We start from the raw sequence: 13,738 nt of genomic DNA on the forward strand, positions 1-13,738 counted from the left end.
TCCAAGCCCCAACTCGCTGAAAATGATAAGGGAAAGAGTTAAGCAAAGGCTTAAGGGATTCGGGGCCACCGCATTTGGCTTGTTCCGCGCGAATGCCCGCCCTACATGTCGCCGATGGCCGGAGAGATAATGGACAACCGGGGGCGGGGCGAAGCAGCTTGGCGCTGGCCCGCAATTCACGCGGAAGGCCGCAAGTTCGGGTTGATTGCGGCTGCAATCTGCCTGGTGGCGGCGTTTCTCGCGTGGGAAACCGTGGCCTGGCCGATGGCGTTCCTGACCCTCGGCGTCCTTGCGTTCTTCCGCGATCCGGAACGGGTGGTGCCGCAGGATGACAAGCTGGTGCTGTCGCCCGCGGATGGGCTGGTGGCGCTTATCCAGCAGGTGGAGCCTCCGGCGGAGCTTCAGGTGGATGACGGCAGCGGCTCGCGCGGCCTTGCTCGCGGCCCTGTCACCCGCATTTCGATTTTCATGAGCGTGTTCGACGTGCATATCAATCGCACGCCGATTGGCGGAACGGTGCGCCGCGTGGTCTATATTCCGGGCAAGTTCCTGAATGCCGATCTCGACAAGGCGAGCGAAGAGAATGAGCGCCAGCACATATTGATCGAGCGGCCTGACGGCGTTGCGATCGGCTTTACCCAGATCGCCGGGCTGGTTGCCCGCCGGATCGTTCCCTTCATCAAGCCGGGCGATATTCTCGCGGCCGGCCAGCGGGTCGGCCTGATCCGCTTCGGCAGCCGGGTGGACGTATATCTGCCCAAGGGCACCGATTCCCAGGTGGTTCTGGGCCAGAAGATCATCGCAGGCGAAACGGTGCTGGCCCGGATCGGTGAGCAATACACGATGGAAGGCGTCAGCCAATGAGCGATGGGGATGGCTTGCGCCGGCGAGGATCTCGCCGACTCAAGCCGGGCCTTACCTTAAGGGCGCTGGTCCCCAATGCGATTACCGTGGCCGCCCTGTGTTCCGGGCTTACCGGCATCCGGTTCGCGATCGTCGGCAATTGGGAAAAAGCCATACTGATGGTGATCCTGGCCGGGCTGCTGGACGGGATCGACGGGCGCATCGCACGGTTGCTGAAGGCGCAATCGCGCTTTGGCGCGGAACTGGACAGCCTGGCCAATTCCCTGTCCTTCGGCATGGCGCCCGCGCTGATCCTGTTCCTGTGGTCCCTGCAGGATCTTCCGCGCTTCGGCTGGTTCGCCGCCCTGGCGCTCGCCATCTGCTGCGCCTTGCGGCTGGCCCGCTTCAATGCCCAGATCGACACCGACGACCAGCCCCACAAGTCCGCCGGATTCCTGACGGGAGTGCCCGCACCGGTGGGGGCAGGGCTGGCCTTCCTTCCGCTGTATCTGTGGCTGGCAAGCGGCTGGACGATCTTTCGCGAACCCGTTTTGGTCAGCGCCTGGGTCGCCCTCATCGCATTCCTGATGATTTCGAACCTCGCCACGTTGAGTTGGACGTCGCTTCGTCCGCGCCGCAATATCCGGCTGGAAATGCTCGCCCTGGCGGGCCTTGTCTTCGCGGCCCTGCTGACCGAACCCTGGTGGACACTGGCGGCACTTTGCGCCAGCTATCTGCTCCTCATGCCCTATGGCCTGTTCAGCTATGCCCGGGCAAAGCGGGCCAGATCATCCTCGCGCCGCCCCTTGCAGGCCGGCCCTGTCGAAACCAGCCTGACCGACCTTTCCTGATTACGCCGCGAGAGCAAGCTCGGGGAAATTCCTTTGCCTGTTTTGACGGGTGCCGAGCCGGGCGACGGGCAATTGCGCGACGGCGGCATGAACCTTCAGATCGACATGGCGAATCCGCACATCGCGATAATCATGGGGAGCCGCAAGTGCGCGGCGCAATTCGCCATGCAGGTGCCTTGCCTTGCGAAAAGCATCGGCAAGAACGGCGCCCGCAACGAGGGCGGACGATACAAACAACGCACCGAGGATAGCTGTAATCATGATTATGCCTTTTCCTGTGCCTATCCCTGTTTGCATCCTGTGGGAGACTTGTGGAAAACAACTCAGGGAAATGCCTTGTTCCAATGCTGGATACATATGTTCCCTTTTTGTTCCTTATGTCAAGCGCATTCTGCGTCCGGTTCGGCATTACCTGCGATGAGTTGACGCTGGATTTTGTCCCGGTTTGCCGCTAAGGGCGCGCGGTCTGTGAGCGAAGAGGCGGATTTTCCGGCCTTCAATCCCAGGCAAATCCACATGGAAGGCCCATATCCCGGTGCCGCAGCGGGTGTCCGCACGGTTCCAGTCTTCCAGAGGCATAACCGGAAAGGAAATACCTATGGCGGCTCCTACCGTCACCATGCAGCAATTGATCGAGGCCGGTGCGCATTTCGGCCACCAGACCCACCGCTGGAACCCGCGGATGAAGCCGTATATCTTCGGCTCGCGCAACGGCGTCCATATCATCGACCTGTCGCAGACCGTGCCGCTGTTCGCCCGCGCGCTGGATTTCGTGTCCGCAACCGTCCGCGCTGGCGGCAAGGTCCTGTTCGTCGGCACCAAGCGCCAGGCGCAGGAACCGATCGCCCAAGCCGCGCGCGCCTGCGGGCAGCACTTCGTCAACCACCGCTGGCTGGGCGGCATGCTCACCAACTGGAAGACCATCAGCCAGTCGATCAAGCGGCTCAAGACCCTGGAGGAAAAGCTTTCGGGTGACACCGCGGGCCTGACCAAGAAGGAAGTCCTGCAGCTTACCCGTGAGCGCGACAAGCTCGAGCTTTCGCTGGGCGGCATCCGCGACATGGGCGGCATTCCGGACGTGATGTTCGTGATCGACGCCAACAAGGAAGAGCTGGCGATCAAGGAAGCCAACGTACTTGGCATCCCGGTCGTCGCCATCCTCGACACCAATGTCGATCCGTCGGGCATCGCATTCCCGGTTCCGGGCAATGACGACGCCAGCCGCGCCGTGCGGCTTTATTGCGATGCGATCGCTCAGGCTGCTTCGAAGGGCGGCCAGGGTGCGGTTGTCGATTCCGGCGCCGACATCGGCGAACTCGATCAGCCGATCGAGGAGGTCGTGGTAGAAGAATCCACCGAAACGGTCTGAGCGCAACAGCGCCGCAACATTCCGTACCTATCGCGCCGAACCTTGCCGGGTTCGGCGCACACAAGATTTTAAAAGGATCAAACCGATGGCTGCATATTCCGCCGCTGACGTGAAGAACCTGCGCGAGCGCACTGGCGCCGGCATGATGGACTGCAAGAAGGCGCTGGAGGAAACCAACGGCGATCTCGAGGCTGCGGTCGACGCGCTGCGCGCCAAGGGCCTTGCCGCCGCCCAGAAGAAATCCAGCCGCACGGCGGCGGAAGGCTTGGTCGGCGTTGCCGTTCGGGGCACCCGCGGCGTTGCCGTGGAAGTCAATTCCGAAACCGACTTCGTCGCCAAGAACGACCAGTTCCAGGATTTTGTCCGCAAGGTTACCGAGAAGGGTCTGGAGATTTCTTCGGATGACATCGAGGACCTCAAGAATGCCGCCTATCCCGATGGCGGCACGATTGCGGAGAAGCTGACCAATAATGTCGCGACGATCGGCGAGAACCAGCAGCTGCGCCGGATGAAGAGCGTTTCGGTCGATAAGGGCCTTGTCGTGCCCTACATGCATAACGCGCTCGGCGCTAATCTGGGCAAAATCGGCGTGCTCGTCGCGCTGGAAAGCGAAGCTCCGGCCGATGTGCTCGAGGCGCTGGGCAAGCAGATCGCCATGCATATCGCCGCGGCCTTCCCGCTGTCGCTGGATGCGGATGGCCTCGATCCGGCCATGCTAGAGCGCGAGCGCGCCATCGCGGCCGAAAAGGCGGCCGAAAGCGGTAAGCCTGCCGAGGTCCAGGCGAAGATGGTGGAAGGCGCGGTGAACAAGTTCGCCAAGGAAAACGCGCTGCTCAGCCAGATCTTCGTGATGGACAACAAGACCCCGGTTGCGCAGGTGGTGGAGAAGGCCGGCAAGGAAGCCGGCGCCGCCATCGTGCTCAAGGATTATGTTCGCTTCCAGCTCGGTGAAGGCATCGAGAAGGAAGAAAGCGACTTCGCCGCCGAGGTGGCCGCCGCCGCTGCCGGCGCCTGATAGAGCGCTCCAAAGTATAGGCCCCGCGCGGCTTCGGCGGCGCGGGGTCTTTTGTATCCGGTGAGAGCCCGTCCGTGCCCCTTGGCAGGCGCGCCGGGCGCTCTATAAGAGCCGCCGGCCCGTCTTGTCGCGTGAGTTTTCCTCCGATGCCTTTGCCGCAATTCAAGCGAATCCTGCTCAAACTTTCCGGCGAAGTGCTGATGGGGCGTCAGCAGTTCGGGCTCGATCCCGAATTCGTTACCGAGCTTGCGGCGGAGATCAAGGCGACAAAGGATACCGGGCTGGAAATCTGCCTGGTGATCGGCGGCGGCAATATCTTCCGGGGGGTGGCCGGCGCGGCCAAGGGGCTGGATCGCACGACCGGCGATTACATGGGAATGCTGGCCACCGTGATGAACGCGCTGGCGATGCAGAACGCGCTGGAACGGCTGGGCGTGGAAACGCGTGTCCAGTCGGCGATCCCCATGGCTTCGGTATGTGAACCTTATATCCGGCGCCGTGCCGAACGGCATTTGCAGAAAGGCCGCATCGTCATTTTCGCCGCGGGAACGGGCAACCCCTTTTTCACCACCGATACCGGCGCTGCTCTGCGCGCGGCCGAAATGGGGTGCCACGCCTTGCTCAAGGGCACCAGCGTGGATGGCGTCTACGACAGCGATCCGAAGAAAAACCCCCAGGCAAATCGTTTCGATACAATATCTTATGACAAAGTTTTGTCAGATAATCTGAAAGTTATGGATGCCGCGGCTGTCGCATTGTGCCGGGAGAACCACATTCCCATCGTGGTCTTCTCCATTCGCGAGAAAGGCAATCTTGCGCGGGTGCTGGCTGGCGAAGGTGTCCAGACGATAGTGCAAGAGGAAGTGTGAACCATGGCAAAGTATGACAAGGCCGATATCGAACGGCGGATGCAGGGTGCAGTGGATTCACTGAAAGGTGATCTCACCGGCCTGCGCACGGGCCGGGCCAATGTCGCGCTGCTCGATCCTGTGCAGGTCGAGGTTTATGGCGCGATGATGCCGCTCAACCAGGTCGCGACCGTATCGGCGCCGGAACCGCGCATGCTGTCGGTCCAGGTGTGGGACAGATCCAATGTCATCCCGGTCGAGAAGGGCATCGCCCATGCCGGGCTGGGCCTCAATCCGATCATCGATGGCCAGACGATCCGCCTGCCGATCCCCGATCTCACCGAAGAGCGGCGCAAGGAACTCGCAAAACTTGCGGGGCAATATTCCGAGAAGGCGAAGGTCGCGATCCGCAATGTCCGCCGCGATGGAATGGAAGCTCTCAAGGAAGACGAGAAGAAGAAGGAAATCAGCGAGGACGACCGCAAACGCAAGGAAGACGAGGTCCAGAAGCTGACGGATGAATATGTGAAGCTGGCGGATGAGGCCGCGGCCCAGAAGGAAAAGGAAATCCTCGGTCAGTGAATGACGAATCGTCCCCGCTTCGCTCGCGCGAGAGGACTAGTGGCGCCGGCCACTCGGCTGTGGCGGAGAAGGGCGGGCCGGCGGCACATGGCGCGCGTCATGTCGCCATCATCATGGATGGCAATGGCCGCTGGGCGAAGAAGCGTTTCCTGCCAAGGGCCGTAGGCCACACGCGTGGCGTCGAGGCTGTGCGCAACCTTGTGCGCGGTCTGCGCTCCACCGGCGTGGAAGTTCTCACCCTGTATGCCTTCTCCTCGGAGAACTGGAGGCGCTCCGAAGAGGAGATCCAGGATCTGATGGGGTTGATGCGCCACTTCATCCGCAGCGATCTTCCCGAATTCATCGCCAATGGTATTCGTCTCAGAATCATTGGCGATTACAGTATCTTTCCTGCCGATCTTGTCGAAATGATCGAAGATGCGCTGGCGCGCACCGCCGGTGGGAGGAATGGGACTCTTGCGGTGGCGCTGAATTACGGATCGCAGCAGGAAATCGTTCGCGCGGCCAAGGCCGCTGCCGCTGGCGGCGAGATTACGGCCGAAGCTATCGAGGCGGCGCTCGACACGGCCGATCTGCCTCCGCTCGATCTGCTTATCCGGACATCGGGCGAGGTTCGCCTGTCCAATTTCCTGCTATGGCAGGCCGCCTATGCCGAGCTTTACTTCACCGATGTGCTCTGGCCGGACTTCACGCTGGCCCATCTGGAAGAGGCATTGGCCGAATTCGCGGGACGGGAGCGGCGCTTTGGCGGGCGTTGAACCCATGCGCGCTGTTGCGCGCAATCGGGATCTTGGCGTGCGAACCCTTTCGGCGGCGGTCATGCTGGCCCTGGTCGCATTTGCCTTCTGGCAAGGCGATGGCGTGCTGGACGGCTTCATCATACTGATGGCAATGATTACCTATTTCGAGTTCGCTATGCTGGTGCGCAAGCTCGGCCAGGACCATGCAAGGACGGTCGCTTGGTGGATGGCGGGCGCGCTCTATATCGGCCTTGCCGCCGTCTCCCTCGTCATCATGCCGCCGATTGTCCTGGCTCTCGTTCTGGGGGTGGTGATTTTCACCGATACCGGGGCCTATTTTACCGGGCGGGCAATTGGCGGACCCAAGATCGCGCCGTCCATCAGCCCTTCCAAGACCTGGGCGGGGTTGTTCGGTGGAATGGCCGCATCGGCGCTCTTTCTCGGGCTGATGGTGGCCCTGGCCGCATCTGCCGCCCAGGCGCTGGCCGCATCGGAAGGGGCACGAGGCGATATTGCGCGTGCCGTGCTGGTCGCGGCCAGCCTGGGGGCCGGACTTGCCATTGCCGCTCAGGCGGGCGATTTCTTTGAAAGCTGGCTGAAGCGCAAGGCCGGGGTGAAGGACAGTTCCCGCTTGATTCCCGGTCATGGCGGTTTGTTCGACCGGGTGGATGGGCTGCTGCCGGTCGCGATCATAGCGGGCGCTGCGTTGGGCGGGGGGTGGCTGAAACTGTGACCCGCACCATTTCCATCCTTGGCGCCACGGGTTCCATCGGCAGCTCTACGCTCGATCTCATTCGCCGCAATCGCGACGAATGGCGCGTGGTGGCCCTGACCGCCAACGGCAATGCGGGCGAGCTTGCGCGACTGGCGCGCGAATTCGGGGCGGAATGCGTGGTGGTGGCCGACGAAACGTGTCTTCCGGAATTGCGCGAACTGCTCTCGGGCAGCGGGATCGAGGCTGCGGGCGGCGCCCAGGCGCTGTGCGAGGCGGCATCGCGCGGAGCGGAAGTGACGGTCGCCGCGATCGTCGGCTGCGCAGGTCTTGCGCCCACCATGGCGGCGATCGAGCAGGGCAGGGTGGTGGCGCTGGCCAACAAGGAAGCGCTTGTCTCGGCCGGTGACGTCATGACCGCGGCGGTGGCGCGCCATGGCGCGACCCTGCTGCCGGTCGATTCCGAGCATAACGCCATTTTCCAATGCCTTGCCGGCAACGACCCGGCGCAGGTGCGTGCGATTACCTTGACGGCGAGCGGCGGCCCCTTTCGCGAATGGACGTGGGAAAGGCTGGAGCAGGCGACCCCGGCAGAAGCGGTTCGCCACCCCAATTGGGATATGGGGGCGAAGATCAGCGTCGATTCCGCCACCATGATGAACAAGGGGCTGGAACTGATCGAGGCCTTCCACCTCTTTCCCGTCGGCCTGGACAAGCTCCGGATCGTGATCCATCCGCAATCCGTGGTGCATTCCCTGGTCGAGTTTCATGACCGTTCCACGCTCGCCCAGCTCGGCCCCTCCGACATGAGGGTTCCGATCGCGTCAATTCTTGCATGGCCGGGCCGCATGGAGACTCCCTGCGAGCCGCTCGATCTCGCGGCGCTGGGCAGCCTGACTTTCCACGCGCCCGATGAACTGCGTTTTCCGGCTACTCGCCTGGCGCGCGAGGCAGCAGGGGCCGGGGGAGCCGCTCCCGCGGTCCTGAACGCGGCGAATGAAGTGGCGGTGGCGGCATTCCTGGCCGGTCAGATCGCATTCACCCATATTGCCGCAAATGTCGAACGCGTGCTGGCGGCGGATTTGCCCGCGGCACCGGCTACATTGGATGACGTCTTGGTGATAGACAGGGATGCCCGCGCCGTGGCTAGAGAGATTCTGGAGTTGGCCTGACTTGACCGAGTCCCCATCGATTTTCCTGATGATTGCAGGGTTCCTGCTGGTTCTTGGGCCGCTCGTGACCATTCATGAGTTGGGCCATTACCTCGTCGGCCGCTGGTTCGGAGTGAAGGCGGAAGCCTTCTCCATCGGCTTCGGCAAGGAATTGACGGGGTGGACCGACAAGCGCGGCACGCGCTGGAAGCTTTCGGCGATTCCGCTGGGCGGATATGTTCAGTTCGCGGGGGACATGAACCCCGCAAGCCAGCCCAGCCAGGAATGGCTTGACCTGCCTGAACAGCAGCGCGCCTCCACCTTTCAGGCCAAGCCGCTCTGGCAGCGGGCGCTGATCGTCGCAGCCGGACCCTTCACCAATTTCGTGGTTGCGGTGGCGATCCTCGCGGCCTTCAACCTGGCCTATGGCAAGCTCGTCATTCCGCCGGTCGTCGCGGCCGTCGCTGAAAATTCCGCGGCAGCCAAGGCCGGGTTTCGCGAGGGGGACCGCATTCTGGCGGTGGATGGATATCCGGTGGAAAGTTTTGACCGGCTGCGCGACCGCGTGGTGCCATTCCCCGATTACGAGATCGTGCTCAAGGTCAAGCGCGGGGACCGCGTCTTCGATGTGGATTTCCGCATCCCTTCGGTGATCGAGCGGGATCGTTTCGGCAATGAAACGCGGATCGGCCGGCTGGGCATCATGTCGGTGCCGGGCGAGTTCGTGGCGGTAGGCCCGCTGGAAGCCGTCTCTCTCGGGGTCAGGCAGACCGGGGATATCATGGTCATGATGGGGCAGGGCATCGTCCAGATCGTGACGGGGAAGCGCGCGGTCGAAGAATTGGGCGGCCCGATCAAGATCGCCAAATACTCAGGCGAGCAATTGTCGCTCGGCTGGCAGCCTTTCGTTTATTTCGTGGCGCTGATTTCAATTAATTTGGCATTCATTAACCTCCTGCCAATTCCTGGCCTCGATGGCGGTCATCTGGCTTTCTACGCGTCGGAAGCCATACGCCGCAAACCCATCGGGCCGCGCAGTCAGGAATGGGCCTATCGTACTGGTATCGGCTTCGTGCTGGCTCTGATGGTGTTTGTGACGATCAACGACATTGCGTCACTTCCGCTGTTCGGCAGCTAGGCGGCCACAACACGGCGCATTTTCGCAAGATTGGCGGGGATAGAAAGTAGGACGATGCAGAATCCGCACCGGCTAGTGCTTGATCGAGAACGGTTGATCGGGCAGAGGGCGGCGTTTCCGCATGACGCCATCTGATTGCGTCGGTTTCGATCGAGGCAAATGGATGAGAATGGCGCGAACGACATCGATGGTAAGTACCGTGTCGAGGATTGGACGGGATATGGGCCGCAAGGCAGACAGAATGGGTTCCTCGCAATTTGCGATCGCGCTGCTCGGCTCTACGGTTCTTGCAGGCCTTCCAGCGGCTGCATTCGCCCAGGAGGCCGCGACGGCGAGCGGGGCGGAAGTGCAGCCCCAGCCTGCCGCGCCCCTGGTCCAGACGATCAATACGCTGACCGTGGTGGGGTCTGAGCGGCTCGAGCCGGCGACCATCCTCAGCTATGTGCAATTGAGCGAAGGGCAGCCCTATACGCAGGCCGCCGCCGACCAGGCGCTCAAGGATCTGTATGCGACCGAATTGTTCGCCGATGTCAGCATCCGGAACAATGAGGGCGATGTGGTGATCGAGGTGAAGGAAAACCCGGTCATCAACCGCATCGTGCTGGAAGGCAACAAGCGGATCAAGGACGACAAGATCCTGCCGGAGATCAAGCTGGCCCCGCGCCAGATCTTCACCCGGTCGAAGGTTCGCGCGGATGTTGCCCGGATCATCGAGCTTTACAAGCGCAAGGGCCGCTTCGCCGCGGAAGTGGAACCGAAGATGGTTTCGCTGGAACAGAACCGCGTCGATATCGTGTTCGAAATCCGCGAAGGCCCGAAATCCAAGGTTCGCCAGATCAACATCATCGGCAACGAGCATTTCTCCGACGGGGAGCTGCGCGGCGAAATGGTGACCAAGCAGGCGCGCTTCTTCCGCCTGTTCAGCTCCAATACCGGCTACGACCCTGATCGGCTCGCCTTCGACCAGCAGAAGCTGCGCCAGTTCTACCTGACCGAAGGTTATGCCGATTTCCGTGTCGTGTCCGCCGTGGCCGAACTTACTCCCGACAAGCAGGACTTCATCATCACTTATGTGGTCGAGGAAGGGGATCGCTATAAATTCGGCGATGTCACGGTCGAGAGCCAGCTGCGCGATTTCAACGCGGACCTGATCGCCAGGAATCTCCCGATGAAAAAGGGCGACTGGTACAATGCGAAGCAGGTCGAGGACACTGTCGAGAATATTTCCGAGGTGGCGGGAACCCGGGGCTATGCCTTTGCGGACGTCCGCCCGCGTTTCAGCCGCGACAAGGACACGCTTACCATGGGCGTGGGCTTCACCATAGCCGATGCGCCGCGCGTCTATGTCGAACGGATCGACATCAATGGCAACACGCTGACCCAGGACAAGGTTATTCGCCGCGAGTTCCGCATTGCGGAAGGCGATGCGTTCAATTCCCTGCAGGTCAAGCGCTCCACCAACCGGATCAAGTCGCTCGGCTATTTCCAGGAGAATTTCGAGGTCAAGCAGCAGCAGGGCAGCGCCGCGGACCGGATCATTCTCGAAGCGAATGTGGAAGAAAAGCCCACGGGCGAATTGCAGCTTTCGGCCGGATTCTCCAGCCTTGAGAGCTTCATTTTCCAGGGATCGATCCAGCAGCGCAATTTCCGGGGCCGGGGCCAGACCCTGGGCTTGAGCGCCAGCTATTCGAAATATTCGCGTTCCGCGCAGGTCAGCTTCACCGAGCCTTACCTGTTCGACAAGAACATATCGGCCGGCATCGACATCTACCGCCGCGATATGAACAGCTTCAATTACTTCCAGCGCAATCGCAATACGACCTATGAGCGTTCCACGACCGGCTTCACCCTCCGCGCGGGCGTGCCGCTGACGGAATATGTCACCGGGCTGGTGCGCTACACCTTCAACTATGACGATGTGTCGCTGGGCCGCGAATTCTTCCGCAATGGCGAGTGCGAGCCTCTGCTCGCAGGCCGCTATCTCTGCGATGCGCTGGGCAAGGATACCAGCTCCATTCTCGGCGCCTCGTTGATCTATGATACGCTGGACAACCGCGCCCGGCCGACGAGAGGGCATACCGCAACGATCGGTGTCGATTTCGCCGGGTTGGGCGGTTCGGTGCGTTATGCCCGCCTGACCACGCAAGCCGCGAAATACTGGCCTGTCGGCGGCGGGTTCATCTTTTCCCTGCGCGCGGAAGGCGGCATGATCAAGGCGCTCCGGAACCGCACCGGTGATGGCGTCGATGACGTCAGGCTGACCGACCGCTTCTTCCTGGGCGAGCCGCAATTGCGCGGTTTCGATATTCGCGGCGTAGGCCCGCGTGTTATACGCAAACCCTATATCGACGATGATAGTGACTCCAGCACGCCAATGGTCGCGTCGGAAGATCGCGGCACCTGGACGGATGACGCGCTCGGCGGCCGGTATTATTATACGGGTCGTGCCGAACTGGAGATTCCGCTCGGCTCCGGTGCTCGCGAGCTGGGCCTGAGACCTTCCATCTTCGCCGATGTCGGGGCCGTATGGGGCGTGAAGAGTCCGAAGCTGCAGGATTACAGGGAATCGCAGTTCATTGAGTCTCTGAACGAGCAGGGTCAGCCGCTTTACACGCAGATCGATGCCGCCGAGGTGGTGGATGGCGCATGTACGGCCACGCAGACATCGACTGTCACCGACCAAATCAATCCGAACCCACCTGCTTGTCTGACCAGCAACCAGAACTCGGCGCTCGGCACGACCATTCCTCCATTCACGGAAGTTTTCCTCGGCAATACCTGGAAACCGCGCCTTGCTGTCGGTATTGGCGTGAACTGGAATTCACCGTTCGGCCCGCTTCGCATCGATTTCGCGAAAGTGCTTCTCAAGGAACCCGGCGACGACACCAAGCCGTTCTCCTTTAACGTAGGAACCCAATTCTGATGAAATTTCTCCTCAAATCGGCGGTTGCCGCCGGCCTCGTCCTATCCGTTGCCCCGGTCGCGGTGGCTCCTGCCGCCGCTCAGGCCATCAAGGGTATCGGTATCGTCAACATTCCGGCGATCATCGGCAATTCGAACGCCTACAAGACTGCGGAGCAGCAGCGCCCGGTCACTTACAAGGCGCAGATCGATCAGGCCGAGAATCGCCGCAAGCAGATCCAGGCCCAGCTGGAACCGCTGGTGAACAAGTTCGAAGCGGATCGCAGGGCGCCCAAGCCGAATGAGGCCGCGCTGCAGCAGCAGGCTGCCCAGATTCAGCAGATCGAGCAGGCCGGTCAGCGTGAGTTGCAGCAGATCCTTGCCCCGGTTTCGCTTTCGCGCGCCTATGTCGAGGAACAGATCAGCGACAAGCTGAATGAGGCGGTGGAAAGTGCCGCGAAAAAGGCCAAGATTTCTCTCGTGATGACGCCGGACAGTGTTCTCTTCGCCGATCCGGCCTATAATCTGAACCAGGGCGTCCTGAACGAACTCAATACGCTGCTGCCCAGCGTGCAGATCGTGCCGCCGCAGGGCTGGCTGCCGCGTCAGCTGCGTGAACAGCAGGAAGCCGCACAGGCTCAGCCCCAGCCCCAACCGGGCCAGCCCGCGCAGCCCAGCCAGCCGGCAGGCCCGCAGCCGCAGGGCCGCTAGGTCCGCACGGAACGAGGGCAAGCTGGTGAGCGGAACGACCCAGGCGGCAGGCGGCGCATACGATATCTGCAAGATATTGAATGCGTTGCCTCATCGCTATCCGTTGCTCCTGGTCGATCGGGTGGAATCCCTGACGATCGGCGAGGAGATTCACGCGATCAAGGCTGTAAGTTTCAACGAGCAGTTCTTTCAGGGCCATTTCCCTGGGCGGCCGATCATGCCGGGCGTGCTCATCGTCGAGGCGATGGCGCAGGCGGCGGCCATTCTCGCAATCGAGACGCTGGAACTGGCGGGCAGCGGCAAGCTCGTCTATTTCATGGCGATCGAGGAAGCCAAGTTCCGCAGCCCGGTCGAGCCTGGATGCCTGCTGGATCTCCATGTCGGCTTCGTCCAGAAGCGCGCGCGTGTGTGCAAGTTCTGGGGGAAGGCGATGGTCGGCGGCAAACTTGCCTGCGAGGTGCAGTTCACGGCCATGGTGGCCGATCCGCCGGAGGAGCAAGCCTGACGCTTGCCTTTTGCGCGTCCTGCCTTTAAGGGCGCGCCTTTCCATTTATCCGCAGGCCGGTCGGAACCGGCCAACACATACGGAGCAGCAGCCATGAAGGCCGATATCCATCCCGATTACCACACCATCAAGGTGCAGATGACCAATGGCACCGTGTTCGAAACCCGCTCGACCTGGGGCAAGGAAGGCGACACGATGACGCTGGAAATCGACCCCACCAGCCACCCCGCCTGGACGGGTGGCCCTCAGCGCCTGCAGGATGGCGGCCGCGTCGCCCAGTTCAACAAGCGGTTTGGCGGGCTTTCGCTCAAGAAGAAATGATCGGCGCTTCGCGTGTCCGGAATTTCCAAGGGCGGCCTTTCGGGGCCGCCC

At 61.9% G+C, this 13,738-nt stretch carries 15 protein-coding genes; 14 read left to right on the forward strand and 1 reads right to left on the reverse strand.

From position 1 onward, the window contains the following. Nucleotides 1-114 precede the first annotated feature (114 nt). Together U8326_RS04570 and U8326_RS04575 are read left to right on the forward strand one after the other, a co-directional pair. A complete protein-coding gene (locus tag U8326_RS04570; protein ID WP_324742625.1) occupies nt 115-864 on the forward strand; it encodes a phosphatidylserine decarboxylase in 750 nt (249 codons plus the stop codon). Beyond that, nucleotides 861-1,694, forward strand: a complete 834-nt coding sequence (locus U8326_RS04575; protein ID WP_324742626.1) for a phosphatidylcholine/phosphatidylserine synthase — start codon at nt 861-863, stop codon at nt 1,692-1,694. The genes U8326_RS04570 and U8326_RS04575 overlap by 4 nt, the downstream gene beginning before the upstream one ends. On the opposite strand, the gene U8326_RS04580 is transcribed toward U8326_RS04575, so the two are convergent. After that, nucleotides 1,695-2,051, reverse strand: a complete 357-nt coding sequence (locus tag U8326_RS04580) for a hypothetical protein (protein WP_324742627.1) — start codon at nt 2,049-2,051, stop codon at nt 1,695-1,697. Between the two features lie 241 nt (nt 2,052-2,292). On the opposite strand from U8326_RS04580, the gene rpsB reads away from it, so the two are divergent. The 12 genes from rpsB (at nt 2,293) to rpmE (ending at nt 13,687) form a co-directional block, all read left to right on the forward strand. Next, on the forward strand, nt 2,293-3,063 hold the full coding sequence (gene rpsB / locus U8326_RS04585; protein WP_324742628.1) for a 30S ribosomal protein S2: 771 nt from the start codon (nt 2,293-2,295) through the stop codon (nt 3,061-3,063). A gap of 85 nt (nt 3,064-3,148) precedes the next feature. Beyond that, nucleotides 3,149-4,078, forward strand: coding sequence for a translation elongation factor Ts (tsf, locus tag U8326_RS04590; RefSeq protein WP_324742629.1), 930 nt, complete (start codon nt 3,149-3,151; stop codon nt 4,076-4,078). A 146-nt stretch (nt 4,079-4,224) separates the two neighbouring features. Beyond that, a complete protein-coding gene (gene pyrH / locus U8326_RS04595; protein ID WP_324742630.1) occupies nt 4,225-4,947 on the forward strand; it encodes a UMP kinase in 723 nt (240 codons plus the stop codon). 3 nt (nt 4,948-4,950) lie between these two features. Next, nucleotides 4,951-5,508 carry a ribosome recycling factor gene (gene frr / locus U8326_RS04600; protein ID WP_324742632.1) on the forward strand — a complete coding sequence of 186 codons (558 nt, stop codon included), beginning with the start codon at nt 4,951-4,953 and terminating at the stop codon, nt 5,506-5,508. A 59-nt stretch (nt 5,509-5,567) separates the two neighbouring features. Continuing rightward, nucleotides 5,568-6,266: a polyprenyl diphosphate synthase gene (uppS, locus tag U8326_RS04605; RefSeq protein ID WP_324743524.1), complete on the forward strand. Its 699-nt coding sequence runs from the start codon at nt 5,568-5,570 to the stop codon at nt 6,264-6,266. A 4-nt stretch (nt 6,267-6,270) separates the two neighbouring features. Continuing rightward, the gene (locus tag U8326_RS04610) at nt 6,271-6,981 is read left to right on the forward strand and encodes a phosphatidate cytidylyltransferase (protein ID WP_324742633.1); all 711 of its coding nucleotides are present in this window, start codon (nt 6,271-6,273) and stop codon (nt 6,979-6,981) included. Further along, nucleotides 6,966-8,132 (forward strand): 1-deoxy-D-xylulose-5-phosphate reductoisomerase, encoded by a 1,167-nt coding sequence (gene dxr / locus U8326_RS04615; protein ID WP_416385511.1) that lies wholly within the window; start codon nt 6,966-6,968, stop codon nt 8,130-8,132. The genes U8326_RS04610 and dxr overlap by 16 nt, the downstream gene beginning before the upstream one ends. 28 nt (nt 8,133-8,160) lie before the next feature. Continuing rightward, nucleotides 8,161-9,249 carry an RIP metalloprotease RseP gene (rseP, locus tag U8326_RS04620; protein ID WP_324742634.1) on the forward strand — a complete coding sequence of 363 codons (1,089 nt, stop codon included), beginning with the start codon at nt 8,161-8,163 and terminating at the stop codon, nt 9,247-9,249. A 241-nt stretch (nt 9,250-9,490) separates the two neighbouring features. Continuing rightward, nucleotides 9,491-12,172, forward strand: coding sequence for an outer membrane protein assembly factor BamA (gene bamA / locus U8326_RS04625; protein WP_324742635.1), 2,682 nt, complete (start codon nt 9,491-9,493; stop codon nt 12,170-12,172). Beyond that, nucleotides 12,172-12,861, forward strand: a complete 690-nt coding sequence (locus tag U8326_RS04630; protein ID WP_324742636.1) for an OmpH family outer membrane protein — start codon at nt 12,172-12,174, stop codon at nt 12,859-12,861. Before bamA ends, U8326_RS04630 begins: the two co-directional genes overlap by 1 nt. A 25-nt stretch (nt 12,862-12,886) precedes the next feature. After that, the gene (fabZ, locus tag U8326_RS04635) at nt 12,887-13,366 is read left to right on the forward strand and encodes a 3-hydroxyacyl-ACP dehydratase FabZ (RefSeq protein WP_324742637.1); all 480 of its coding nucleotides are present in this window, start codon (nt 12,887-12,889) and stop codon (nt 13,364-13,366) included. Between the two features lie 93 nt (nt 13,367-13,459). Next, nucleotides 13,460-13,687, forward strand: coding sequence for a 50S ribosomal protein L31 (gene rpmE, locus U8326_RS04640; RefSeq protein ID WP_324742638.1), 228 nt, complete (start codon nt 13,460-13,462; stop codon nt 13,685-13,687). The last annotated feature ends 51 nt before the right edge of the window (nt 13,688-13,738 follow it).

The organism is Tsuneonella sp. CC-YZS046, assembly GCF_035581365.1.
Taxonomy (GTDB): Bacteria; Pseudomonadota; Alphaproteobacteria; order Sphingomonadales; family Sphingomonadaceae; genus JAWKXU01.

Excerpts from the sequence above, each read along its gene's own strand:
- U8326_RS04570 (WP_324742625.1), top strand. The coding sequence starts at position 115 with ATGGCCGGAGAGATAATGGACAACCGGGGGCGGGGCGAAGCAGCTTGG.
- U8326_RS04575 (WP_324742626.1), top strand. The coding sequence starts at position 861 with ATGAGCGATGGGGATGGCTTGCGCCGGCGAGGATCTCGCCGACTCAAG.
- U8326_RS04580 (WP_324742627.1), bottom strand. The coding sequence starts at position 2,051 with ATGTATCCAGCATTGGAACAAGGCATTTCCCTGAGTTGTTTTCCACAA.
- rpsB (WP_324742628.1), top strand. The coding sequence starts at position 2,293 with ATGGCGGCTCCTACCGTCACCATGCAGCAATTGATCGAGGCCGGTGCG.
- tsf (WP_324742629.1), top strand. The coding sequence starts at position 3,149 with ATGGCTGCATATTCCGCCGCTGACGTGAAGAACCTGCGCGAGCGCACT.
- pyrH (WP_324742630.1), top strand. The coding sequence starts at position 4,225 with ATGCCTTTGCCGCAATTCAAGCGAATCCTGCTCAAACTTTCCGGCGAA.
- frr (WP_324742632.1), top strand. The coding sequence starts at position 4,951 with ATGGCAAAGTATGACAAGGCCGATATCGAACGGCGGATGCAGGGTGCA.
- U8326_RS04610 (WP_324742633.1), top strand. The coding sequence starts at position 6,271 with ATGCGCGCTGTTGCGCGCAATCGGGATCTTGGCGTGCGAACCCTTTCG.
- rseP (WP_324742634.1), top strand. The coding sequence starts at position 8,161 with ATGATTGCAGGGTTCCTGCTGGTTCTTGGGCCGCTCGTGACCATTCAT.
- bamA (WP_324742635.1), top strand. The coding sequence starts at position 9,491 with ATGGGTTCCTCGCAATTTGCGATCGCGCTGCTCGGCTCTACGGTTCTT.
- U8326_RS04630 (WP_324742636.1), top strand. The coding sequence starts at position 12,172 with ATGAAATTTCTCCTCAAATCGGCGGTTGCCGCCGGCCTCGTCCTATCC.
- rpmE (WP_324742638.1), top strand. The coding sequence starts at position 13,460 with ATGAAGGCCGATATCCATCCCGATTACCACACCATCAAGGTGCAGATG.